Origin of the sequence: Pseudomonas sp. NPDC077186 (assembly GCF_044543505.1) — a bacterium.
GTDB lineage: Bacteria > Pseudomonadota > Gammaproteobacteria > Pseudomonadales > Pseudomonadaceae > Aquipseudomonas.
Map to the genome: position 1 here is coordinate 24,481 of NZ_JBITWE010000004.1, position 23,794 is coordinate 48,274.

The following is a 23,794-nucleotide window of genomic DNA, read 5'->3' on the forward strand; positions in this document are numbered from 1 at the left end:
ACAGGCGCGGCGACTACCATCTGCCGTCTGTCCCAAGCCCCCGTCTAGTCACGTCTTCCGCGCCGATTTCAGCGAGCCTCCTGTCGGCTCGCCGTTGGCAAGAGCATCTCACCTCCGACATGGCGGCACTGGCCGTCGCTTGCGGCGGCAGTAGTGCTTCGCCTGGCTTTTCAATTGATAACTTTAGTTCAATAAAGATTTGATTTTCAGGCGATCAATCTGTTTTGGTTCACTGCTTATACTCGCCCTGTAGCAGCATCGCGGTCATCCTCGTTAATAACAACAAGTGGAGCGCAGCATGAAGACTTACAACATCGCAGCAATTCCCGGCGATGGCATCGGCACCGAAGTGATTGCCGCCGGCTTGGAGATTCTTGAGGGACTGGCCAGACGCTTGGGGGGCTTCAGTTTCGATGTCACCCGTTACCCCTGGGACTCGGAGTACTACCTCAAGCATGGCCACTACATTCCGGACGGTGGGCTGGCCGAAATCAGCAAGGCTGATGCAATTTTCTTCGGCGCCGTCGGTAGTTTGAAGGTCGCCGACCATATCTCCCTCTGGGGCCTGCGCCTTCCCATCTGCCAAGGCTTCGATCAATACGCCAACGTGCGCCCGGCCCGCGTGCTGCCGGGGGTGAAAAGCCCGCTGAGCAATGGCCAGGCCATCGACTGGGTGATCGTGCGGGAGAATTCCGAGGGCGAGTATTCCGGCAGTGGCGGTCGGGTGCACCAGGGACTACCCATCGAGGTCGCCACCGAGGTGTCCACCTTCACCCGCGTCGGCGTGGAGCGCATCCACCGCTTCGCGTTCGAACTGGCGCGCAGCCGTCCCGCCAAGCACCTGACCCTGGTGACCAAATCCAATGCCCAACGCCATGGCATGGTGCTATGGGACGAAGTGTTCGCCGAAGTGGCCAGGGACTATCCGGATGTGCACACCAACCGCGAATTGGTCGACGCGGTGACCACCACCATGGTGCTCAAACCCGAAAAGCTCGACGTCATCGTCGCCACCAACCTGCATGCCGACATTCTTTCGGATCTGGCTGCGGCCCTGTCAGGCAGTCTGGGAATCGCACCGACGGCCAACCTGAATCCCGATCGCAGCTTCCCGTCTATGTTCGAGCCAATTCACGGCTCAGCCTTCGATATCACTGGCAAGGGCATCGCCAACCCCATCGCGACCTTCTGGACCGCGGCGATGATGCTTGAACATCTCGGCGAGAGAAAAGCCGGCGAGCATCTAATGCGCGCCATCGAAGTGGTCACTGCCAGCGGCCTGCATACCCCCGATCTGGGTGGCACGGCCACGACTCGACAGGTTACTGACGCGGTGCTTGAGGTTATCGCGCGCTAGATAGCGTGGGCCGAGTGCCGACTTGCGGCCTGCACCGCAGCCGTTACTGCTGATTCACCGCTTTGCCTGGAGCCTAGATGCCCCAGCAGGCATCCATTACAAAAATAAGCATATGGAGCCTCCTCGCAAGAGGAGGGAAACCGAATGAGCCCCATCGAAATAACTCTGCTTCTACTGCTTTTCGCGACCGTAATGTTCGTCTGGGAGCGAATTCCCCTGGCGTTGACAGCCGTCATCGTCTGCCTCGCGCTGGTATTGACTGGCGTGCTCGATCCGAAGACCGCATTCAACGGCTTCATCAACACCAACGTGATCCTTTTCGTCGGCATGTTCATCGTCGGCGGCGCCTTGTTCGAGACGGGCATGGCGAACCGCATTGGAGGCCTGGTGACACGTTTCGCCAAGACCGAGCGGCAACTGATCGTAGCGATCATGGTCATCGTCGGTTTGCTCTCTGGTGTGCTGTCCAATACCGGCACCGCAGCCATTCTGATTCCGGTGGTCATCGGTATTGCCGCGAAATCCGGGTTCTCTCGCTCGCGGTTGCTGATGCCCCTGGTATTCGCGGCAGCGATGGGCGGCAATCTCTCCCTTATCGGTGCACCAGGAAACCTGATTGCGCAGAGCGCCTTGCAGAACGTCGGCTTGGAATTCAGTTTCTTTGAATATGCCAAAGTCGGTCTACCGCTGTTAGCAGGCGGCATTATCTACTTCGCCTTCTTCGGCCATCGCCTGCTGCCGGCCGGTTCCTCGAAAGCCGTAACCGGTGTAACCGAGGCGACTCATGATTTCAGCTCGGTGCCGAAATGGAAGCAAATCACCTCGTTGATGGTAATGATCTCAACCATCCTCGGTATGGTATTTGAGAGTGTGATAGGTGTACCGCTGCATATCACCGCCTGCGTTGGTGCAGCGTTTTTGGTACTGGTCGGTGTGCTGACCGAGAAGCAGGCTTACCAATCCATCGACACGCAAACTATCTTTATCTTCGGCGGCACCCTGGCTCTCGCCAGCGCGCTGGAACAGACAGGGGCCGGTGCGACAGTCGCGTCTACAATCATGGCGCTGCTCGGCGCAGAGCCATCGCCGGTACTGTTGCTGGTGGTGATCTTCTTCATTTCCTGCGCGCTCACCAACTTCATGTCCAATACCGCCACCACCGCGCTGCTGGTGCCAATCGGCATGTCAATCGCGGCCAATCTGGGTGCCGATCCGCGCGCGGTGCTGATGGCCATCGTGATCGGCGGTTCCTGTGCCTACGCCACCCCGATCGGCATGCCAGCGAACCTCATGGTGCTGTCGGCTGGAGGTTATAAGTTTGCCGATTACATGAAGTGCGGTTTGCCGTTGATCCTGGTGGCAGGTGCCATTGCGATTCCACTGTTACTGCTGTTCTTTCCGTTCTTCCCGTCGTAATTGGCGACCAGCAACGCTCTTACTAGCCAAGCGACGCCAGGAGGCCCAGGCGAGCATGGAGGCACGCTGATGTTGGAGACTCGTATGAAAATCGTCATCGCACCTGACTCGTTCAAAGACAGCTTGAGTGCAGCCGAGGTTGCCGATGCGATTCAAGCTGGTTTGCAGGAGGTTTTTCCCGAAGCGGAACTGATCAAGTGCCCAATGGCCGATGGCGGCGAAGGTACACTGGACTGCATTCTCGCCGCGGTGAAGGACGAGCGGTGTAACAGCCTGGTGACTGGCCCGCTTGGCGACATTGTCGAGGCGAGCTGGGCCTGGCTCCCGGAGTCGCATACCGCAGTCATCGAAATGGCCGAGGCCAGTGGTCTGCAATTGGTGCCTGTTGCACAGCGCAATGCCTGTCTGAGTACCAGTCGCGGCACTGGCGAGCTGATCCTTGAGGCTTTGGATATTGGTGCCCGACGTATCGTTCTCACTCTAGGCGGCAGCGCCACCAATGACGCTGGCGCTGGCATGTTGGAGGCGCTCGGTGCACGCTTTCTGGACTCAGAACAGTGGCCGCTACCACCGGGGGGGCAGGTCTTGGCGGCATTGAGCCGAATCGACCTGAGTAGCCTGGATCCCCGCCTTCCAGAAGTGCGTTTCGAGGTGGTGGTTGACGTCGACAACCCGCTCTGTGGTCCCAGTGGCGCGTCGTACACGTTTGCGCAACAAAAAGGTGCGACTCGTAATGAGATAGCCAGGCTGGATCGCGCGCTAGCTCACTTTGCTGACTGTTGCCAGGCTCTGTTCGGAAAGGATCATCGTGACCATCCAGGTAGTGGTGCAGCCGGTGGTTTGGGTTTCGCTGCTCGTACGTTTCTCAAGGCTGAGTTTCGCTCTGGTATCGAGATGGTGGCCGACCTGGCTCAACTCGCACGGCATATACAGGGGGGGGACTTGGTGATTACCGGGGAAGGGTGTTGCGACGCACAGACCCTACGAGGCAAAACACCCTTGGGCGTGACACGCGTGGCACGCCAGCATCAAGTGCCGGTGATCGTGCTGGCGGGTACGTTGGGAGAGGGGTACGCCGACCTCTACTCGCATGGAGTTACTGCGGCTTTTTCGCTGGCCTCTGGCCCTATGACACTGACTGATGCCTGCCAGCAGGCTCCGGAGCTTTTGCGGGCTTTAGCACGGGATATAGGCAGGGTGCTTCGGTTATCTACAGAACTACAAAGTAAAAGCGCTTACGTTGAACATCCTCTGATTTTGTAAGTGTTCAATGCCCCCTCCTGGCCGGCTGTAGCCTGTGGCGAGCGGCCGCTCTGCGGCCAAACGATGATCTGTCACGGCAGTGCGAGCGAGGATTCTAAATCGACAGTCGCCCTAAACAAATTACGACGCGCCTGGCACTCGTTTCGCCCGTGAAGATCGAGGCAAAGAGCCGGCAGCCCAAAGGCTGCCGGCTTGGCCACATCGCTCAGCTCGCTACAAGCTGCCGTGCCAAGGCCACTTCCACCGAGTCGCCGTCCTGATTCAGGACATCGAGCCCGGATTCGGGCACGTCTCCCGAGGTGCTCTGTGACACCATGATCTTTCTGGCCATCAGTGCCAGGCAGGTCATCTGCGAGGTGGCCGCGTAGCCCAGGTAGATCACCCTGACTGCCAGCTTCTGGCCGATACGCCAGGAGCGGCGTGCGGCTTGCTGCAGCGAATACACGTTGTAGCCCGACTGCATGAACACAATCGTCGGGAACTCCAGCAGATCCAACCCGGTTTTCACCAGTTCGGGATTGGTGATGAGCACGTCGATGCCCCGGTCCAACTGCTCGGCAATCCAGTCCTCGCGGCGTGAGGCATCCACGCTTGCGCGTAGTACCGCCACCTTGAAGCCTTCCTGTTCGAGCAAGAGCTTGAGCCGTGATGTCGTATCGCGTGTGCCGGTGTAGACGCTGTAGACCAGGGTCTTGCGACCTTCCGTCTTCTCCTTGCGGCAGATATCGATCAGCTCGCGCTCCTTGGGCATCACCTCCAACTCGTTGAACTGGGAGGCGACGAACGCCAGCAGTTCGCGCGTACGCGGATGCGTGACCGTTTCCGCACGAAAGCACGTATCCGGCCAGGCCAGCAGCACATTCAGGACCACGCCCAACAGCGTCGTATCGCGTTTCGCCAGGGCCTGTTTCAGCTCCTGGCTCAGCCGCGACGACAGGGTGCGGTACGCATTGGCCTGCTCGTCATCCATGGCGACCTCGCGGAACTCTTCGTCGTAGGGTGGCAGCACGTTGCCGCCGATGTCCTTCAACTTGAGGAAGACCGTGAACGGCAGGATACAGCGCAACACGCCCTTGGGACCGAAACCCGGTGCCTTGACCGTGCGCACCGAGACCTTGCTGCCCTTGGCCGTCTTGTGCGCCGTGCCCAGGCTCTCGGAATAGATATCCTTGAGCACGCCGTGATCACGCATGAACGCCATTGCTGCCGACGTCATGCTGCCGCTCTTGCTCGGCCGATAGCCGTCTTCGATCATCCGCCCAGGCAAGGCGCGGAACAGCAGGTAGAAAATGTCGTCGCCGTAGCCGCCCATCAGCGTGCCGGTGAGCAGCAGCGTCTTGCGTGCTTTGGCTGCCAACACCCCCATGGCCTGGCCCTGTGCGGAGCCGCCGTTCTTGTACTCGTGCGCCTCGTCGGCGATGAGCAGGTCGAACGTGCCCTGGGGAAGCTGCCGCTTGATGAACTCCGATGGCTGGTAGCCGCCTTCGCCAAAGCCAAACTCCATCGACGACATCGCACGCTCCATGCGCTGGGCTTGCCGGTCCGAGAAGACCAACTCGCCGTTGCCATCCATCAGGTTGATGAACTCGTGGATATTGTCCCCGAGCATCGAGGCGAGGAAGGCATCGCCGAACGTCTGCATCAGCTTCTGTGCGGTGACCTCGCCAATGGTGGGAATACGCTTCAGCGCTTTGAGCACGGCAGAGGACTGGTCGTTGGCGGACAGCCTTCTGGGACGAATCAGCGTCCACAATGGCGCGGCGCACTGACTGCACTTGCGGCGGTATTCCTCGGCTTCCACTTCGATCGGATTGATCGGCTCACCGTCGAGGTCGGTGATGACCTGGCCGCAGTCAGGGCAGGCGCCTACATCCCCATGGCGCGTGCGATGCTGGGTGAAGACCGGCTTCCAGTGAAAGCCCATCCTCATCCGCACGCGGCCCAGGACAAAGAACTCTTGACCCTGGGGCGAGACGCCCAACTGCTCGCGCAACTTGAGCAGTTTGACCAGCGTGTCCGGGCCGTTGAGCACCCAGACCTTGGCACCGGCCACCGTCTCCTGGATTTCCCGCCGCCACTTGTAAACCAGGTGTGGCGGGGAGAGCACCAGGGTGCGGCGGTAGCCTTCGGCGTTGAGCACCGCGGCGGTGGCAATGCCCACCGTCGTCTTGCCGCAGCCCATCTCGCCGTTGACGATGGCTGCGCGTTCGCCGCGGTCGATCAACAGCTCGGCGACCGCATGGACCACATCGGCTTGCGCCACGAACAACTGTCGCTTGAGGCCGGCGACGACGAGCTGTCGATGCTCTCGCGCCTGGCCGGAGTAGACCGGCGGGTTGGCGCGGTTGAGCGAGTCGAGCAACTCGTCGCCAAACTCGGACACGAAGTCCTGCAGGCTGAGCGTAAGAGGGGAGTCCGCCGCATCGAGCAGGTCGCCCTGCACGGCGGTATCGGGATGAGTTTCAAGATCGAGGGACATGGTGATGCTCCACTGAAAATGGGGCATGCACCCGCCCCAGAGGGCGATGACATGCCCCGGGGGATGGGAGAAACGCTAACGGCCGAGTCAGTGCTCGGACGCCAGCGCGATATGGGTTGCGCTGCGGTCTGCCTCGGTGACGATGCGGAGTCTCAGTTCGCGGTGAACCACGTAGGCCGATTCAAGCCGATCTGCTGATTGCAGGGCGGCGTTGTTCGCTTGCCACTGCGCGTTGCTGACGTCACCCCAATCGCCACGGGTGTGGCGCTGGAAGTACGGCAGCGGATCGAGGCGGCCTTCCCGCATAAGGCGGTCGACGCCAGGACTGAAGATCAATGTGCCTATCGCGAACAGCAGGGGAGGCGGTTGGTGTGCCATGGGCATGTGCTCCTTGGGGGAGTGCTCAGGACACGGCCCCGTCGGGAGCCATGTCCCGATTGGGTGGATGAAGACTCTTGCCTGCCGTCAGATCAGATCGCTGTCCTGGGCAGTGGGACGAGGGGTGGGTAAGCGGCCAGGCCGCTTACTCAGACGCGAAACCAAGGCGTTGCGCCTTCTGTGGATTGAGAACACCAGTCCGCTGAAGCGTCGGATGGGATCAGTGGATGGTGATAATGCGGCCCTGGGTGGCCGAGTCGGGGGACAGATCCCAGGCACGGATCACCGGCACGAACTTGTCGGTGAGGATGCGCGTTTCGGCGATGGAGCCATCGTCGCGCTCGCGGTACTCCGTGCTGGTGGTTTTCTGCTTGTGAGTGTCGCCTTTGACTGCCAGGAGGCGGCCCTTCTTGGATTGCACCACACCCGAGATCGCGCCGGCCGCAAGGGCCAACGCCAGGTGCCAGTGGGACAGGGCACGCGCCGGGGCACGCAAGGACTGCTGCGCGGCCCCGAGGTGCGTCTCGAACGACGGCCACAGGCCCTGCAGGCGCTGCACTTCCTCGGCGAACTGCGCCGGCTCCATGCTGATGCGATAGAAATGCTCGGGCTCGGCTGAAGCCGCGGGGACGACGTAGGGGAGCAGCGGCCACTCGGCCGGAAGTTCTTCCATGTCGAGTTCGCCTTGCCCGATCTGCAGCAGACGGGCGCGGACGGATTTCATCTCGTCGCCGACCAGCTCGCGCTGGCGGATACGGCGACCGAACACGACAACCTGCTTGAACTGCGTGTCCACCGCTCGGTGGATGCACAGGTCGGCGAAGTGCCGCGTGAGCCAGCCAACCAGCTCCGGGTCGAGCACGTAGGACGGCACGATGAAAACGAGAATGCCGCCGTACTGCAGCAGCGGCAGCGTCTTCTGATAGAACAGCTTCTCCAGCCTGGCGCGGCCTCTGCCGTCGTAGCCGATGTTGCCGTTGGCATCCTTCGACAAGTCGCCATAGGGCGGGTTGAGCCACAGCAGGCCGAAGCTCTGCCGGGCGATCAACGCATCCATCAAATCACCTTGGAGGCAGTGATCGACCAGCTGCCGCGCATGGTTCGCCCGTTCCGGATCGTACTCCACCGCATAGGCGGTGGTTTGATCACGCCCGAGGGCGTGCGCGGCTTCTGCAATGGCGACGCCTTCGCCAGCGCAAGGAGCGAGAAGGTACATCGGCCCATCGCTGGGCAGCAGTGCGCTGAGCGCTCGTTCGAGGGTGGCTTCGTCGGTCGGGTAGTAGCCGTTCTTGGCGAAATTCCGTGCGAGCCTGGGGAACATGAGAGCCATGGGAGTCTCCTGATTGGCTGGGATGAATAGGGGTGAATACGGGGGCGTATTCGTTGCAGATGCCTCAAATCACGGCTTGTAGCGATAGCTCAGTGCTTGCCGATTGCCGTGTCGGGTAGGCGGTGAGTACGCCGCGGCGGATCAGCTCACCCAGCGCTTCGGACAGCGCTGGAACGTCCAGCTGCAGGCGTAATCCGCGCAGGGGGCCGAGAGCCACCGGCAGATCCTGGAGCATGCTGTGATCGCGCAGCAGCGTCAGCACATGAGCTTGCCAGTGATCCAGCAGCGGCAGCGGGCAGGTGTCCCTGACCAGTTGCCACAGGCGTGACGTCGGATCGGTTACCGAGCGCGGCAGCAGCGCCAGTGCGCTGGCCGTGCTCTTGTCGGGCCGTATGCAGCGCCGGTCGAACAACCAGAGGTTGACCATCGTGCCGAACAGCGTGCGGCGATAGGCGCGGGTCAGGCGTTTTTCCAAACGCTCGACCGTGCCGATGAAGACGGGGACGGCGCCCCCTTGCTCGGTGATGAGGTGGAACTGGTCCAGCCCATCCTCGTCGCGGCTCAGCGTCAGCCGGGCCAGGAACTGCTGGATCGCGGTATCCCGCGCCCAGACCGAGAGGAAGATCAGATTTCCCTGTTCGTCACGGATGCAGGCGTCGGCCATCAGGTCGGCGCACTCGTCGATGGGATACAGCGTGGTGGGTGATGAAAGCGCACGCATGGTGATGACCTCGATGAAGAGGGAGCAGCACCGCCGGGGCAGGTGCTGCCCCGAGGGGATGAAGGGAGGCGCAATATTCCGGCTCGAACTGCCAGGCGTGTGGGCTGCAACGAAGTGTCTCGGCCCTGCCGGTTCTCGATTACGAACCGCAACCGACCGGGCAATAACCCAGTTCGATTCCGTGCGCGCAATAGCCGTGTTCAGCATTCCAGTTTTGGGTTTCCTGCCTCTCGGCAGGTGTCGCGTAACCCCATTCCTCTGTGGCTATTTGCAGAGCCTGTGCGCGCTGGCATTCGGGCAATTGATCAATGTGCGTATCAATCACCGCACTGAAGCGATCGACGTAGTAGTCGTAAGACAGGCCGCAACCCTTTCTGGCTTGTGTGGCTGCCGTGTTGCAGACCGCCAGCCAGGCTTGCTCATCGAGCGCAGAGCGGGTATCCCCGGTGGGCTGTGAGGGGGTATTGCAGGCGGTGGTTGACATGCTGGAGTCCTCCAGAAAAGCCGGAGTCCTCCCCGCGTGGGGAACGGAACCCCGGCGGGTGGATGAAACGCCGCGGATGCGGCGAGGCAGATCACGCGGCCTGTTGATCAGGCTGCCGATTCCATTGCTGCGACTTGAAGTCGAGCGCGTAGCCCAGCACACCCAGCCGCGCGATCTGCAGACGCAGCGTGCGGCGATCGATGGTCGAATCCAGTTTCACCGACTCGCCCAGCGGCCATAGCAGGCCGAACAAGGCGGCATCGTCGCTGTCGGCACCGCCGGAGGCAGCGACCGCAGCGTCGGGCGCATCCACGCCGAAGGGCCTGGTATCGATCAGGGGATCCGTCGAGGCTTGCACGGGAGTGGACACTGGAGCTGGCGTTGTCGCTGCTGTCAGCGGCTGCGCGGCCAGTTCCTCGTCGAGCGGATCGACTTCCTGGGTGGCAAAGGCATGGGCCTCGGCCTTGCTCAGTTTGTCGATGCCCGAGAGTGTCATGCCGTCCAGACTGGCACGGATCTCGAAGCGCATGCCATCACAGGTGGGATAGGCCTTGGAGTCGATGTAGCGAATGACGAATTCCCCGTCGTACTTGCCTTCGGGGTACTGCTCCAACTCCGCGTCCTTGACGGCAAACTTGCCGATGGGGGTGACCAGGCGGCCGACGTTGAACGGCCCGTTGCGACCGTGGATGGTGCGCAGCGTGAGCTGGCCGGGTACGACGATAGATGATGCGGGTAGTGGCAGGGCGGCTGACGCGGCCATGGCGGTTCTCCTTGCGATGAGGGTGAGGATGCTGGGCATCCATTGAGTGAGAGAAACAGCGGACCACGCCCGCGAGGGGCGTGGTCCGCGTGGCCTCAGGCCTTCAGCTGTTGCATGCCTTCGGCGAGCATCCACAGCGCGCGGTTGAGCCGCACGTTCTGATCGATGCCCTGGACCGGCCGGGTACTCTGGCGGCGGCCACGGGCGTTGCGTCCATTCAAACCGCCTTTGACCAGGTTCTCCTGAATGCGATTGAAGGTGGACCACAGGTCGCTGCCGCGGTCATCGACGCGGCGAGGCATCAGCACCTGCGCCTCGGTGATCGGCACCACCTGATTGGGTGTGTCGTACTTGAGCGCCAGTGCAGAGCGGGCCAAGACCTCCTGCTCGCCTTCGTCCAGGGTGATCAGGCGCATCGCGTCGCGCGACTGCTGCACCTGCTCGAAGCCGTGCAGGACCTCGTAGGCACCTTCGATTACGTGCTCGGCGACATTGCCTTTGTGATGCACACGGACATCGGCGAGGGTGTTACCGCAGACCAAGCCGTTGTGGCAGACGAACCTGAACATGCCGGCGAGCATCTGGTAACTACTGGTGCCGTCGTGCGAGTTGAGAAGGATGATTTCATTCGCTTCGTTGCCGTTGATCTGGCTGGCGTGGCGAAGGCGGATCATGTGTTTGGTGAATTCGCGGCGGTCCTCGTGGCGCACGCGGGTCTGGCACACCATGAACGGCTGGAAGCCTTCTGCGCGCAGCTCGGCCAGTACCGACGCGGTGGGAATGTAGCTGTAGCGTTCGGACCGGCTCTCATGCGGGGTATCGGCAAAGATCGACGGCGCCACGGCGCGAATCTGCTCATCGGACAATGGATAATCGGCGCGCAGGATTGGCGAGCGGGGAGCGAAACGAGAGGCGAGTTGCATGGTCGTTCTCCTTGAGAAGGGCGGCAAGCGCATGCGCGGCCCGAAGGCCGGCAGTTGCGATTGCATGGGATGAAAAAGCCCTGAAGGGCGGGGCGATGACAGGCGGTGGGGCGTATGCCGCCGACACCGAGGTGTCGGGGCATGGGGGAGAGGAAGGGACAGGCCCTGGGGATTAGAACGAAGCCGCTTGCGCAGACTCCTCGACAGGGGCCGTAGTGGCGGCGGTGGGCTGTTGGCCACCGCTGTCGTCCTCGGCGCGAACCGTCTCGTCGGACGCGGGAGCGTCTTCGTCGGCGGGCGCTGCGGATTCCAGCGGATAGACCTGTACCCCATCGACTTTGATCAGGCCGATGCGCATCAGCTTCGACTTCAAGCTACCGCCCACTTCACCGGCGTGTTCGCCTTTGCTGCGGACGTAGGCCTCGGCCTTCATGTCGTTGAGCGTGAAGGCCAGCAGCACCTTCTTCTTCGCTTCAACGGCCTGAATGCAGCGCTGCACCAGGTGCTGGGCGCTGTCGTCGGCGACGGTGGTCTCGATATAGCGATACTCGGGATCGTCGACCGGGCCGGCTAGGGCTGCAATGGCACACGACAGGAATGGATCCCCGCCGTTCGGGATCATCCGGGGATTGTTCAAGTAGCCGATACCGCGGGTCAGCAGTTCGTGATACTCGATTTCGCCCAGGGCACTGCGTTCCAGCAGCTCGGCCTTGAGTAGCCGGGCCTTCATGCTGGCCGCCGGATCGCCCGAGGGCCGACGAAATGGATCGATCCACAGGTCGCCGAGACGAAAGCGAACCAGCGGTCGTTGCTGGGGATCATCGATGCCGATGTAGGGTTGGACGAGTTGCTTGGCTTCGGCGCCGGAAACCCGCACGTCGAAGTAGCGCCGGGTCGGGTTTTGTGCCGGCCCGATGAGCGCCGCCACGGTACAGGCGAGAAACGGCGTGGCTTTGCGGCCACCCTTTACCGGTACTTCGCGCACGCGCTGGATGTAGCCGATGCCCGAGGTATGGATGTCGAAGTACGATTTCGGGTTGGACGTTGTGCTGGTCATGGTGAATCTCCTGACTTGAGAACAAGAGCACGGAGACACACCGACCCAGAGCGGGGAGGTGCGTAACCCCGCGGTGGGTTGAGGAACATCTGCATCCGCCACCGGCAAGCCGGTGGTCGTTCGCGCGAGGGATGCGCTGCGAACGGGCTCGGTCACGCGGAGGAACCGCGGGCAGCCTGAAGACCGAAGCTGCCTGGCATGTCGCTGACGACGTCAGCGGAACATGAAGGGGAGGTTGGTGCTACGCGAATGCCTTGGCCACGGGAAATCGGCAACTGCCGGCGACCGTATTCGTCACCCGTCGCAGTAGGAGAGGGCTGGTGGGGTATTCTGAGAGCGTTCATTTCAGTCAGCTAGCCATCGTACCGACACTGCCTGGCCGAGTATTACCGGTTTCTGCTGCCCGTACTGTGGCGGGCCCTGACGGCCACGACCGCGATATGTATAGCCTGCATGAAATCATGCTGGGCCTAGTCTAAAGTCAGTTGCTGCATTCAAATGGATAGCTGGCTAGGACGGCCGGCCCCTCGAAAGGAGTTCGACCATGCTTACGATCCTCCGCTACCTCTCCGTCTCCCTCGCTTCCGCTCTGGTGGCCGCTTATGCGGCCCTGTGGTTGGCCAACCCTGCGCCCTTGGAGCAACCCCATGCCGTTGTTCGTCCGCCGTTTACTATCGAGCAGCAAGGCGATGACCTGATGTTGTGGGGGGCCTGGAATACGGTGGCCGGCTACGAGCCGCCAGGGGTGAATGCGGTGGAGATTCGCTGCAACCGCGGCAGCGGCACCTGCCAGGAGGCCTATGCCTCGATCTTGCGGCATGACGAGGGGGAAGACTTGGAAGCCCAGGTGTACAGCTACGAGGTGGTGGAGTGGACGGAGCAGATGCTCCATGCCACCGCATTGATGCCCCGTACCCAATGCGTGATGCGCAGCCTGGTGGTTTCCCTACCGGATGGCACCGCCTCCCTGGAGTTGGTGCCGCAGGGCGATGGCTGCCCGTTCGATGCCAGCGCTGCGGTGCTGGAGGGTGACCCGCTCTAGGCCGTTACCAGGCTCGGCCAGCGGTCGTGCACCGTTGGCCCACTCTGCGGCGGGGTGGTGGTGACCACGTAGACCCGCCTTTCTTCCCCGTGCTCGACCAGCAGCGCCTCAATGGTCTGGTCTGGCTCCAGGTCGAACCAATGCGAGGCGCCTGATGCGTCCTTCTCCATAAAGCGTTCGGCCAGCACCTGCACGGGTTGCGGGTGGTAGCGCGCCCATTTGCCCGCGGTGATGGAGTCGGTGCGGGCCCAGCCGGTGGCGGGCAGGTGGCCGGGTTGTTCCTTGCGGCGCCCCCAAGTGACCCATTCCACACCGCCATCGGCCTGGCGAACGGGCAGGGCGGCCCGTGGGTTGGGGAAGTAGATTCGCAGTTGCTGGCCGGTTTGGGTATAGCGCCCGGCCACTTCGACGCCGCCGCACATGGGGTGCCTCCCGTCTGTTGTCGTTGCCAAGATTAGGGTCTGATAATACTGTATCAATGTACAGTCTTATCGCGAGGTTACCCATGGCCCTGACAGTGATCGGCCGCCCGTTGCGGCCAGGTCTGCGGCTGCCGTTGTTCCTGAGCCGCGTTGCCGCCGGCTTTCCTTCCCCCGCTGAAGACCATATCGAGGCCAGCCTCTCGCTAGACGAGCTGTGCGTGGTGCACCCGGCGGCCACCTTCTTTCTGCGGGTGGTGGGGGACAGTATGACCGGCCTGGGGATTTTCGACGGCGACATCCTGGTGGTCGACCGCTCGATCACGCCGCGCGCGGGCATGGTGGTGGTGGCGGTAGTAAATGGGGAGTTCACCTGCAAGCAGCTGGCCTATGAGCGCGGCGCGCCGGTGCTGCGTGCGGCGAACAAGGCCTACCCGGACATTCGCCTGCGCGACGGCGAGGACCTGGAGGTGTTCGGCGTGGTGACGCGCTGCATTCACAAGCTGCCGGGGTTCTGATGCCGACCTATGCCCTGGTGGACTGCAACAACTTCTACGTGAGTTGCGAGCGGCTGTTCCGCCCGGATCTACGAGTGGTACCAATGGTGGTGCTGAGCAACAACGATCTGAGGGATTGCTTCCGTTAGTAAATGAATTACAGTCCGCACCACCTTGATAGAAGCCTGAGAAATTACATTCCAGCCTCTGAAGGGGAGTCATCTGGATGGTGTTTAAGGCTGTGAAATGAGGCTGCTTCGATTGGAGAAAGCCAGAAAGGACTCGAAGAGACTGTTCCTCTGCTTGAATGGGTACGGCAACAAAGCCGAACGTGTTGGACACATCGAAGTGCTCAGCGCCGCAGGTTCCAATGAAGCCTTCAAGCGCGTCGCAAAAGCGGCTGGAAGTGATTGGCCATTGCGGACTCACCAGTGCCGTCGCACCTATGCCCGGTGCTTCGTTGAGTCTCGCATGGGGCGTACCTCGCTCGTCTTCCTCAAGTGGCAGTTCAAACACAGCAGTATGAGCATGACTCAGCTCTATGCCTCCAACCCCCTACAGGATCTCACCCTGTTCGATGAAATCCTCCAACAGATGACGGAATTCAAGATCGATCTCATCGAGTCGTGGTTGGATGATCAGCCACTTGCTGGAGGGGCGGGTGAGAGGATCATGGAGCTACGTGCCATTCCGATCAAAGATCGGAGTGCCTTGCTGGCCCAGACAGCCCCCCATGCAAACATTCGAGCGACTGGTCATGGCTGGTGCATCGCGACAGAACGGGGCTGTGGTGGGGCTGGTTTGTATGAGGCAACCCGTTGTCCTGGCTGCAAACACTCTGTGATTGACGAGACCTTTGCCACCACGTGGCAGGGGATCTACTCGCATCAGCTGGAGCTGATGGAAATCGACGATGCCGGGCCGGCTGTAAGGCAACGGGCAAAACGTGATATGCAGGTCGCATTCGACGTAATCAGCAGCCTTGGCCTGTCTCCTTTGGACGCTCGCGACAGTGACCCAACGCGAACTTGAAGGTGCCGACTTTGACCAATAAGCCAACTGCGCAACGATCCTCCGGACGCTCCAGACAGAAGACCTCGGAGATGCTCGATAAGGTCATCGACGGCATCCTTTCAACAAACGGAAAGCTGTCCATTTCTGGCGTAGCGAAAGCGGCAGGGGTCACTCCAGGTCTCATCCACAACACCTACCCAGCCGTGGCTGAACGCATTCGTGGTCTGATGGGGAAATCAGTCCGAGCACAGCGCGATTCGAAGCACCAAGCATTGTTGAAGGAGAGGGAGCTGAACAGAGCATTGCGCGCGGAGAACGCACAGCTAAGCCAGGATCTGGCTCGACTGGCCTCAGTGAATCAGACCCTGATTCTCGAACTAGCTCAACTGAAGGGCGTAGCTGTAACGGCTCGCATTTGAAAACCGCCGGGCTCGCAATCAACGCGATTCCCGGCTCAGATTAACTGCAACTAACGGAGCCGCCGGGCTCACATTAACTGCGAGCGAGCTTGCATTCAGCTGCACCGGCTTGCATTCCATCTCCGTGGGCTCACGCTTTCTGCAACTGAACACCCCCTCGCTCAGGCCGTCCAACAAACCAGGGTTTGTTGGACGGCCATCTCTCAGCAGGCAACCCTCGCACAAACCCGCATTGCTGACATCCAGCTACAGTCTCCATCTTTCAATATCCGACTACACTGGACTTTCACTGAATAGTTGGACAAAGCCATGCTGATTGGGTACGCCCGTGTCTCGACCGACGATCAACTCCTCGATCTTCAACGAGACGCATTGGAGAAAGCTGGTTGCGAGCGCGTGTTCGAAGACACCGCCAGCGGAGCCAAGGCCGAGCGGGTTGGTTTGACCGCCTTGCTGGCCACGCTACGCCGTGGCGACACCGTGGTGATCTGGCGCCTGGATCGCCTTGGCCGCTCGCTGAAGGATCTGATCCGGCTGGTTGAGCAACTGGACGCCGCCGGCGTCGGCTTGCGCAGCTTGCAAGAAAACATCGATACCGCCTCGATTGGTGGCCGCCTGGTATTTCACCTGTTCGGCGCCTTGGCTGAGTTCGAGCGCAACCTGATTCGCGAGCGCACCCAAGCCGGCCTATCCGCTGCGCGGGCCCGTGGCCGCAAGGGTGGGCGCAAGAAACGGCTCGATCCGGCCAAGCAAGAACTCGCCCTGCGTCTCTATCACGAGCGGAAACACACCGTGGCGGAAATCTGCCGGATGATGGGCATCGGCCGCTCTACGCTCTACAACTATCTCACCGAGGCCGAGCGTGATGCCCAGCGGGCGGCGTAAAGCCATCCCGACCGATTCGCTGATGCAGCTGCGGCAGCGGCTCGACCGCCTGCCGAAGAAAAGCCCAGAACGGGCCGCTCAGGTGACTGCGATAGCTGAGTTGTATGGCGTGTCCCCGAGCACTGTGTACCGGGCGCTGAACTTCATCCATAAACCCCACGCGGCCCACCGGGCCGATCACGGTAAACCGCGCGTGTTGCAGCAGGCTGAGCTGGAACGCTACTGCGAGCTGATTGCAGCGCTGAAACTGCGCACCACCAACAAGCAAGGGCGGCACCTCTCTACCCGCCGCGCCATCGAGCTGCTGGAAGACTACGGGGTGGAGACCATGCAAGGGTTGGTCAAGGCGCCTAAGGGTGTACTCAGTCGACCAACCGTCAACCGCTACCTATCCCTGTGGCGACTGGACCAACCGCGGCTGTTGCGGCAGCCGCCCGCGACGCGCTTTCAAGCGGCACACAGCAATGACTGTTGGCAGTTCGACCTGTCGCCCTCTGACCTCAAACACATCGACAAACCAGACTGGATCGATCCGGCCAGAGGTGAGCCAACGCTGATGCTTTTCAGCGTGGTGGATGACCGCAGTGGTGTGGCCTATCAGGAATACCACTGCGTATACGGCGAGGACGCAGAGTCCGCGCTGCGCTTCCTGTTCAACGCCATGGCGCCGAAGGCTGACCCCATCTTTCCGTTCCAAGGCCGCCCCAAGATGATCTACCTGGACAATGGCCCGGTGGCCAAGCGCCGAGTCTTCCAGAACGTCATGCAGTTGCTGGGCATCGAGTGGCAGACACACATCCCGGCCGGCAAGGATGGCACTCGTACCACAGCCCGCTCCAAAGGCAAGGTGGAGCGCCCTTTCCGTACCGTGAAAGAAGCCCACGAGACGCTGTATCACTTCCACAAGCCTGAAACCGAAGCACAGGCCAACGAGTGGTTGATGCGTTATCTGGTGCGCACCTACAACGCACAGGGCCATCGTTCCGAGCCGCATTCGCGGATCGAGGACTGGCTGGCTAACCTGCCCGCCGAGGGCCTCCGCGAAATGTGCACCTGGGAGCAGTTCTGTCGGTTCGCCCGCGAGCCTGAACGACGCAAGGTCGGCGTTGATGCCCGCGTCACTATCGACGGCACGGCCTACGAGGTTGAGCCGGACATGGCGGGCGAAACCGTGGTGTTGCTCTGGGGCTTGTTCGACGACGAACTCTATGCCGAATTCGACTGTGAGCGCTTCGGGCCTTACTACCCGGTCTCTGGGCCGATTCCGCTGCATCGCTACCGTGCCTTCAAGCGTGGCAAGGTGTATGAGCGGGCCGAGCGCATCCGTTCGCTGGCTGACCAGCTCGGCCTGCCGATTGCCGCACTGGCTGGTGACGATGTGCGACTGGCGCCGTCCGCGACAGCGGTGGAACTGCCGCGCCAACCATTCGACCCAGCGGCACACGAGTACCGGTTTCCCAGCGTGATCGCGGCTAAGCTCGCCGTTGCCGATGACTTGGCTCAGCCGTTAGCCAAGCTCTCGCCCGAGGATCAGGCATTCATCCACCAGGTGCTGAGCGAAACCCTGACACGACGCATCGTGTTGGAGCGCGTGCGGGGCTACTTCCGCCATAAGAAAACAGGAGAAGAACATGCGGGTTGAAGTGATGCAGCACTACGGACTGACGTTGCCACTGAACCAGGCCGGGTACTTTGAGACCGCCCACCACCAGCAACTGATCAAGGATATCAAGGCGGCGATCTTCGAAGGTCGGCTGATCGCGCTCTGCGGCGTCATTGGCAGCGGCAAGACCGTGATGCTGCGCCGGCTTCAGCAGGCGATGGAAGAGGAAAAGAAGATCACGGTATCCAAGTCGCTGGCGATCGAGAAACACAGCATCAAACTGGCCACCTTCATCGCCGCGCTCTTCTACGACCTTTCCACCGAGAAGCAGGTACGCATCCCGACCCAGGGCGAAAAACGTGAGCGTGACCTGCGCGAGCTGGTGAGGAAGAATAAGCGCCCGGTGGCCCTGTTCGTTGATGAGGCACATGACCTCAACGGCCATACGCTGACTGGTCTCAAACGTTTGATGGAGCTGGTAGAGGATGGCGACGGCCGACTGTCGGTGGTACTGGCCGGGCATCCCAAGCTGCGTAACGACCTGCGCCGGCCGACGATGGAGGAAATCGGCTACCGCACCGACATCTTCTCGCTCGACGGCATCGCCGGCAGTCAGCGCGAATACATTCATTGGTTGCTGGAAACCTGCACTAAAGGGAAGGTCGAACCCGAGTCGATCCTGAGTGAAGACGCCATAGACCTGCTCGCCACCAAGCTGCGCACACCACTGCAAATCCAACTGCACATCAGTTTGGCACTGGAAGCGGGCTACCTGACCGGCGAGAAGCCCGTTTCGGCGGAGCTGGTGGAATCGGTGCTGTCGCGCCAACTGGATGACCTGGAACCGACCCTGACGCGCCACGGCTACCGCATCAAGGATCTGGTGGAGCAGTTCGACGCCAGGCCTACCGAGATCAAGGCGCTGCTCAGTAACGCGCTTGACCCCGCGCGCGCTGCCGAGCTGCGTGACAAGATGCTGGCGGCGGGGCTGCCGATCTGATCACTGGCTAATTTCACGTTTTCGGGGTTGGGCAAAAATAGCCAACTTCGACGCTGCACTGCAAGTTCGCCAGTCTGTCGCTCCAACCGATCCTGCTGAGTGGCCTGTTCCTTCAGCAGTAGTCGGGCCTCGGTGAGCAGGCGCTCATTGTCGCGGTTCAACCGGGTCAGTTCGTCTTGTTTAACGATTAGCGTCTGCTGTAGCTGGTGAGCCTCCAGCTGCAGCACCTGCGCTTCGTGCCGGCGCTGCTCCTGCTCACGCTGATCCTTGCTTGTACGTCGGTAGTGCTCAAGTGAATCACGGGCATGTCGGTGTCCGGTTGGTCAGGCTTTCAATGCCAGTATTCGGCGCGCACCGTTCAGTACGATGAGGCCCACGACAGTACCAATCACCAAATCTGGGTAGGAAGAACCTGTCCAGGCAACCAATGCACCTGCTGCAATAACACCAATGTTCGCGAGCACATCATTGGCTGAAAAAATCCAACTCGCTTTCATGTGTGCACCACCTTCGCGGTGGCCATAGATCATCAAGAGACAGCTGACGTTTGCGACTAGTGCGACTGCGCCAATCCCCATCATCAGCATCGACTCAGGTTCGCTGCCGTAGAGGACGCGTCTAGCCACTTCCACGAGCACGCCCAGAGCCAACACGATCTGAAAGACCCCCGCCAGGTGGGCAGCCCGAACTTGAAGCCGTGCACTCCGGCCGACCGCATAGAGAGCCAGCCCATAGACGGCAGCATCAGCAAACATGTCCAACGAGTCGGCAACCAGGCCAGTCGACTGGGCGATCAAACCTGCACCCATCTCGATGACAAACATCGCGGCATTGATACCGAGCAGGATCTTCAGCGTGCTTGCCTCTTTCGAAGCAGTCAGCTCTTCATTGGCACTATTGGCCGAGGCTGCTTCCTGACTGGCCGGCTCAGTACCCAGCAACGCTGCACCCAGGCCAAGTGACTCCAGCTTGGTAGCGATCTGGTCAACCGCCCCGTCATGGAAAGCGCGTACCTGTCTGCTGGTCAAATCAAAGGACAACGAATTGAGCTCAGGCAAGCCATTCAGTGCGAGCCGAATCATTCGTTCTTCTGAAGGGCAATCCATCTTGGGTACAGAAAAACTGCTGACCCATGTTCCTTCATTCGAAGGCGCGGTTGCCGCTTCTGTGGTTGCCGAAACTGGGCCACAGCCACAGGACTTCTCACAAGAACTCATGATTCGCTTCTCCTATCGGGCTTTATTTTGTCGATTAAAAACCATATAGCAGGTATAGGGTCAAGCATGGATATACTGAGTTTTCACTCAGGAGAAGGCCATGCGCATAGGCCAACTTGCAAAGCTGACGGGGGCGGACATTCAGACGATTCGTTTTTATGAACGTCAGGGACTGCTCCCACCTCCTAACCGTCAGGACAATGGCTACCGAGCCTACGAAGCGGATCATGTGGAGAAACTGCTGTTCATTCGCCGATGCCGCTCTTTTGGCATGTCACTGGAAGAAATTGGTGTTTTACAGGGCTTTCAGGAGCAGCCGCAGCAACCATGCACGGCGATCAATACGCTCCTTGATAGACATATCGCCCAGGTAAGGGCTCAGATCGCATCCTTACATGCCCTCGAAAACCAGTTGGTGACGTTGCGGGGCTGCTGCGATGACGAACGACAAAGCCTGGACTGCGGAATACTTTCGGGTCTGGTGGAGGGCGGCACTCCACTTCTTCAATCCTGAGGTCGAAGACCCTGCTTTTGATCGAGGATCAAGCGGCAGACCTCTTTCCTATTCACGGCTTAAATTCTTTTTTTGCATCGCCTCAATCCATAGCGCTTGACCCTATTGCGACTACAGGGTGTTCACTTGGCACATCTGACCAAGGAGTATTTCATGTCCAGTTGCTGTGGCGATGACCCTAAGCCCACTACTTCCTCTGGGACTTGCGCCTTGCAGCAAGCCGGCCCGTCCCCATGCGGCTGCGCGTCTATGGGCGTCAGCTTGCTGGTTGTCCTGAATGGCCTTCGACCGCTGCGCAAGTGAGATCCAGATGAATACAGCCCTCCGCATTGCCATTGATGAAGCCTTCTCACGAGCAAAGCAGGCCCTCCGAGAAAAGGATGAAGCCGGAACCTTTCCCTGGTTGGAGCGGGCCCACATATTGAGCCAGCGAATGCCAGTCCTTCACGCTCGGAGCCATTGGCTGATGCTGAGGGCTGGCTGGCAGTTGCGCGACTATCGGGAGGTGCTCGGCCAAGTGCCTCGGATCATTGCGGCACTGCTGTTCTCCTGGATCTGGGTGCCACTCGGAAACACCGGGCGGGCCAGGGTTAGTGCTTTCGCGCCGATGCCCGTCTCCCAGGAGTTGCAGCGACTTCTTCAAGGAGAGTCGCGATGAGCTCTTCTCCTGAAAGGTCACTTTTCGGCGCTCCTTGGCTTTGGTGGTCGTTATCGCTAGCAATTGCGTTAGCCGACCAGGTGTTCAAGAGCACAATTGAGGGTTCGCTCCCGGTCGGCTCCGTGACTCCTATGGCCACGTTCTTCAATCTGGTTCATTTCTGGAATACCGGCGCTGCGTTCAGCTTCCTGGCTGACGCGGGCGGTTGGCAGCGATACGTCTTCATCGCCCTGGCCGTCATCATTTCGATAGTGCTCGCGCTGATCCTGCGTAAGCCCAGGCCCAAGAGCGAAGCGCTGGGCTATAGCCTCATACTGGGCGGTGCAGTTGGGAATCTGATTGACCGCGCATTCCGTGGTCATGTGATCGACTACCTGGATTTCTACTGGCAGTCCTGGCATTGGCCGGCGTTTAACCTGGCGGATATCGGTATCGTCGGTGGCGCCGCCATGTTGATCCTGAGCAGTTTGCTGAACCCAAAAGCGGAAGTGGACCGAGCCAGAGAATGAAAAGCTCGCCTTCGACGGACACAGTGCGCTGGGTAGGCCATGCATGGGTCGGACCCGGTATCGGAGTCTTTCATGGGCGTGCCGGTCACCAAGGCTGGCACCACCATCAGGCGCATCAGATCTCAGTGGGCCTCGATTCAACCGTAGCGGTCGAAACCCCGCTGGGTATTCATTCAGGGGCAGCCATCTTCATTCCGGCAGGCTTGAAACACCGGCTGAGCGCCGGTCGAGTTCTGTCGATCTATGTGGATGCGCTGTCCGAGGAAGCTCGTGCTTTGCGGGGTACCGAAGAAGCGAGGGTGATTGAGATCACGCCGGCGGATGTAGCGGCGATTATCGGCGCGCTGCGCGAGACAGGACACAGTGCTGTACAGCTGAAGGCTGGGGTGCGCCAGGCGCTGCGGCTACCCGACCCACCGATCTCAGATCCTCGCTTGACCAAGGTGATTGAAGCGCTGCGTAGAGGCCAAATGAGACGCGAAGAAATGGCCGCACTGGTGCATTTATCACCCACACGGTTTTCCCATTGGTTCGTGGAACAGACAGGTCTGCCGCTTCGCAGCTATGCGAAATGGTTACGTCTCACGCAAGCCCTACAGCACCTGGCCAAAGGGGGGCGGCTGACCGAAGCGGCGCATGAGGCGGGCTTTTCTGACTCGGCGCATTTCTCCCGAACATTCCGGACGCTGCTGGGCATCGATCCATCATCTGCCCTGGCTGAAGTCGATCTCCAGGAATCCTAGCTCTTTCGTTCAAGTCGAAAGCTGGAATCTCCGAATAGAGTCATGGCTCCATCACAGGGAGCTGAACGATGTCGACCTTTCTTCGATTTGTCATACGGTGGGTGAGCTATCCACTCGTGTTTGGTGGCGCTGCCGCCTTCATGATCTGGGCGCTGTATGCCGGCGTACCGTATTGGCCCACCACTCCCATAGCCGCCGCGATAGGACTGTTGAGCATCGCTGGCTTGGAGCGCATCCAACCTTTTCGCGAAGCCTGGCTTGAGGATCATCAAGACACCGCGACAGATCTGCTGCACATGCTGGTGAACCTTTCCGTCATTCAATTCACCGCGGAAATCCTGGCCAAACTTGGCGATGCGGTGCCGGCTTCGGTTCGTCTCTTTCCGATCGAGAGTCCGCTGTGGCTCCAGTTGCTACTGGTCGCTGCCGTGCTCGATCTGGGCCTGTACGCCATGCATCGAATTAGTCACCGAGTGCAATGGTTGTGGCGTTTTCATATGATTCATCACAGCGCCGAGCGGTTGTATTGGGTGAACGGGGAGCGACGCCATCCCCTGCACGCGGCGCTCATGGCCGGCCCGGGGCTGGTGATTCTGCTCGCATTAGGCGCCCCGTCTGCCGTAGTCGCCACCTGGTTTGGCATTCTGACCGTGCACTTGGCTTTCCAACATTCGAACCTGGACTACCGGCTTGGATGGCTGCGTCATTTGATCGGGGTTGCTGAAATTCATCGCTGGCATCACAAGCGCGACTTTGAAGATGCCCAGGTCAACTTTGGTGAGTTTCTGATGGTCTGGGATCGACTGTTCGGCACCTTCTTCGACAGTGCGGGGAAGCTAGGGGAGGCCGAGGTCGGGTTGCATGAAAAGGACTACCCCAAAGGCTACCTTGGGCAGTTCGCCGAACCCTTTGGGCTAGATCGTAGAAGCAAAGGCTAGCGGGTTCTCTTGCAGTGGCACGATGTCTCTGGATTGCTCTGGTTAGTTGCAGAAAGCGTGAGCCCATTGAGATTGAATGCGAGCCGAAGCGGCTGAATGCAAGCTCGCTCGCAGTTAATGTGAGCCCGAGGGCTTCGTCAGTTGCAGTTAATCTGAGCCGGGAAT

Annotated in this window: 25 protein-coding genes and 2 pseudogenes; 16 read left to right on the forward strand and 11 right to left on the reverse strand. The window is 60.5% G+C overall.

Annotation, left to right across the window (positions count from 1 at the left end; genetic code table 11):
- The first annotated feature begins 298 nt into the window (after window positions 1-298).
- The 3 genes from ACIGKL_RS15620 (at window position 299) to ACIGKL_RS15630 (ending at window position 4,036) form a co-directional block, all read left to right on the forward strand.
- Window positions 299-1,357, forward strand: coding sequence for a tartrate dehydrogenase (locus ACIGKL_RS15620; protein WP_397487495.1), 1,059 nt, complete (start codon window positions 299-301; stop codon window positions 1,355-1,357).
- A gap of 144 nt (window positions 1,358-1,501) precedes the next feature.
- Window positions 1,502-2,773, forward strand: a complete 1,272-nt coding sequence (locus tag ACIGKL_RS15625) for an SLC13 family permease (RefSeq protein ID WP_397487496.1) — start codon at window positions 1,502-1,504, stop codon at window positions 2,771-2,773.
- 84 nt (window positions 2,774-2,857) lie between these two features.
- Entirely contained in the window at window positions 2,858-4,036 is a 1,179-nt protein-coding gene (locus ACIGKL_RS15630; protein WP_397487497.1) for a glycerate kinase, read from the forward strand.
- Between the two features lie 205 nt (window positions 4,037-4,241).
- On the opposite strand, the gene ACIGKL_RS15635 is transcribed toward ACIGKL_RS15630, so the two are convergent.
- The 8 genes from ACIGKL_RS15635 to ACIGKL_RS15670 all read right to left on the reverse strand — a co-directional run bounded on the left by ACIGKL_RS15635 (window position 4,242) and on the right by ACIGKL_RS15670 (window position 12,171).
- Entirely contained in the window at window positions 4,242-6,515 is a 2,274-nt protein-coding gene (locus ACIGKL_RS15635; RefSeq protein WP_397487498.1) for a helicase-related protein, read from the reverse strand.
- 87 nt (window positions 6,516-6,602) lie between these two features.
- On the reverse strand, window positions 6,603-6,893 hold the full coding sequence (locus ACIGKL_RS15640; RefSeq protein ID WP_195883212.1) for a hypothetical protein: 291 nt from the start codon (window positions 6,891-6,893) through the stop codon (window positions 6,603-6,605).
- 220 nt (window positions 6,894-7,113) lie between these two features.
- Window positions 7,114-8,223 (reverse strand): DUF6094 domain-containing protein, encoded by a 1,110-nt coding sequence (locus ACIGKL_RS15645; protein WP_195883213.1) that lies wholly within the window; start codon window positions 8,221-8,223, stop codon window positions 7,114-7,116.
- A 64-nt stretch (window positions 8,224-8,287) separates the two neighbouring features.
- Window positions 8,288-8,944, reverse strand: a complete 657-nt coding sequence (locus tag ACIGKL_RS15650; protein ID WP_195883214.1) for a hypothetical protein — start codon at window positions 8,942-8,944, stop codon at window positions 8,288-8,290.
- 139 nt (window positions 8,945-9,083) lie between these two features.
- The gene (locus ACIGKL_RS15655) at window positions 9,084-9,428 is read right to left on the reverse strand and encodes a hypothetical protein (RefSeq protein WP_195883215.1); all 345 of its coding nucleotides are present in this window, start codon (window positions 9,426-9,428) and stop codon (window positions 9,084-9,086) included.
- 91 nt (window positions 9,429-9,519) lie between these two features.
- Entirely contained in the window at window positions 9,520-10,191 is a 672-nt protein-coding gene (locus ACIGKL_RS15660) for a DUF3275 family protein (protein WP_195883216.1), read from the reverse strand.
- 95 nt (window positions 10,192-10,286) lie between these two features.
- Window positions 10,287-11,114 (reverse strand): DUF932 domain-containing protein, encoded by an 828-nt coding sequence (locus tag ACIGKL_RS15665; protein ID WP_143498263.1) that lies wholly within the window; start codon window positions 11,112-11,114, stop codon window positions 10,287-10,289.
- Window positions 11,115-11,286: 172 nt separating this feature from the next.
- A complete protein-coding gene (locus tag ACIGKL_RS15670) occupies window positions 11,287-12,171 on the reverse strand; it encodes a DUF3577 domain-containing protein (RefSeq protein ID WP_143498262.1) in 885 nt (294 codons plus the stop codon).
- 544 nt (window positions 12,172-12,715) lie between these two features.
- On the opposite strand from ACIGKL_RS15670, the gene ACIGKL_RS15675 reads away from it, so the two are divergent.
- A complete protein-coding gene (locus ACIGKL_RS15675) occupies window positions 12,716-13,213 on the forward strand; it encodes a hypothetical protein (RefSeq protein ID WP_195883217.1) in 498 nt (165 codons plus the stop codon).
- Here the strand turns inward: ACIGKL_RS15675 and ACIGKL_RS15680 are convergent.
- Window positions 13,210-13,635, reverse strand: coding sequence for a hypothetical protein (locus tag ACIGKL_RS15680; RefSeq protein WP_195883218.1), 426 nt, complete (start codon window positions 13,633-13,635; stop codon window positions 13,210-13,212). The genes ACIGKL_RS15675 and ACIGKL_RS15680 overlap by 4 nt on opposite strands.
- An 83-nt stretch (window positions 13,636-13,718) precedes the next feature.
- Between ACIGKL_RS15680 and ACIGKL_RS15685 the strand changes: the two genes are divergently transcribed.
- The 7 genes and pseudogenes from ACIGKL_RS15685 (at window position 13,719) to ACIGKL_RS15715 (ending at window position 19,050) form a co-directional block, all read left to right on the forward strand.
- On the forward strand, window positions 13,719-14,150 hold the full coding sequence (locus ACIGKL_RS15685) for a LexA family transcriptional regulator (RefSeq protein WP_195883219.1): 432 nt from the start codon (window positions 13,719-13,721) through the stop codon (window positions 14,148-14,150).
- Window positions 14,150-14,257 (forward strand): annotated as a pseudogene (locus ACIGKL_RS15690) (hypothetical protein); the annotation flags it as partial. The gene ACIGKL_RS15685 and the pseudogene ACIGKL_RS15690, both read left to right, overlap by 1 nt.
- A 118-nt stretch (window positions 14,258-14,375) precedes the next feature.
- A complete protein-coding gene (locus tag ACIGKL_RS15695; RefSeq protein WP_397487499.1) occupies window positions 14,376-15,161 on the forward strand; it encodes a site-specific integrase in 786 nt (261 codons plus the stop codon).
- A gap of 71 nt (window positions 15,162-15,232) precedes the next feature.
- Window positions 15,233-15,562, forward strand: a complete 330-nt coding sequence (locus ACIGKL_RS15700) for a TetR family transcriptional regulator (RefSeq protein ID WP_195883221.1) — start codon at window positions 15,233-15,235, stop codon at window positions 15,560-15,562.
- 309 nt (window positions 15,563-15,871) lie between these two features.
- On the forward strand, window positions 15,872-16,447 hold the full coding sequence (locus tag ACIGKL_RS15705) for a recombinase family protein (RefSeq protein ID WP_195883222.1): 576 nt from the start codon (window positions 15,872-15,874) through the stop codon (window positions 16,445-16,447).
- A gap of 4 nt (window positions 16,448-16,451) precedes the next feature.
- The gene (locus ACIGKL_RS15710) at window positions 16,452-18,089 is read left to right on the forward strand and encodes an IS481 family transposase (RefSeq protein ID WP_254348506.1); all 1,638 of its coding nucleotides are present in this window, start codon (window positions 16,452-16,454) and stop codon (window positions 18,087-18,089) included.
- A complete protein-coding gene (locus ACIGKL_RS15715) occupies window positions 18,079-19,050 on the forward strand; it encodes an ExeA family protein (protein ID WP_195883223.1) in 972 nt (323 codons plus the stop codon). Before ACIGKL_RS15710 ends, ACIGKL_RS15715 begins: the two co-directional genes overlap by 11 nt.
- Window positions 19,051-19,115: 65 nt before the next feature.
- Here the strand turns inward: ACIGKL_RS15715 and ACIGKL_RS15720 are convergent.
- A pseudogene (locus ACIGKL_RS15720) lies at window positions 19,116-19,364 on the reverse strand (cointegrate resolution protein T); the annotation flags it as partial.
- A gap of 9 nt (window positions 19,365-19,373) precedes the next feature.
- Complete coding sequence (locus ACIGKL_RS15725) at window positions 19,374-20,270, reverse strand: cation transporter (protein ID WP_375136126.1); 897 nt, start codon at window positions 20,268-20,270, stop codon at window positions 19,374-19,376.
- Between the two features lie 97 nt (window positions 20,271-20,367).
- On the opposite strand from ACIGKL_RS15725, the gene cadR reads away from it, so the two are divergent.
- From cadR to ACIGKL_RS15750, 5 genes are all read left to right on the forward strand, one after another.
- The gene (cadR, locus tag ACIGKL_RS15730) at window positions 20,368-20,781 is read left to right on the forward strand and encodes a Cd(II)/Pb(II)-responsive transcriptional regulator (RefSeq protein ID WP_107320920.1); all 414 of its coding nucleotides are present in this window, start codon (window positions 20,368-20,370) and stop codon (window positions 20,779-20,781) included.
- A gap of 310 nt (window positions 20,782-21,091) precedes the next feature.
- Entirely contained in the window at window positions 21,092-21,439 is a 348-nt protein-coding gene (locus tag ACIGKL_RS15735) for a DUF3703 domain-containing protein (RefSeq protein WP_107320934.1), read from the forward strand.
- Window positions 21,436-21,948 (forward strand): signal peptidase II, encoded by a 513-nt coding sequence (lspA, locus tag ACIGKL_RS15740; protein ID WP_107320919.1) that lies wholly within the window; start codon window positions 21,436-21,438, stop codon window positions 21,946-21,948. Before ACIGKL_RS15735 ends, lspA begins: the two co-directional genes overlap by 4 nt.
- The gene (locus ACIGKL_RS15745) at window positions 21,945-22,691 is read left to right on the forward strand and encodes an AraC family transcriptional regulator (protein ID WP_107320918.1); all 747 of its coding nucleotides are present in this window, start codon (window positions 21,945-21,947) and stop codon (window positions 22,689-22,691) included. The genes lspA and ACIGKL_RS15745 overlap by 4 nt, the downstream gene beginning before the upstream one ends.
- A gap of 68 nt (window positions 22,692-22,759) precedes the next feature.
- A complete protein-coding gene (locus ACIGKL_RS15750; protein ID WP_107320917.1) occupies window positions 22,760-23,629 on the forward strand; it encodes a sterol desaturase family protein in 870 nt (289 codons plus the stop codon).
- Window positions 23,630-23,794: the final 165 nt, after the last annotated feature.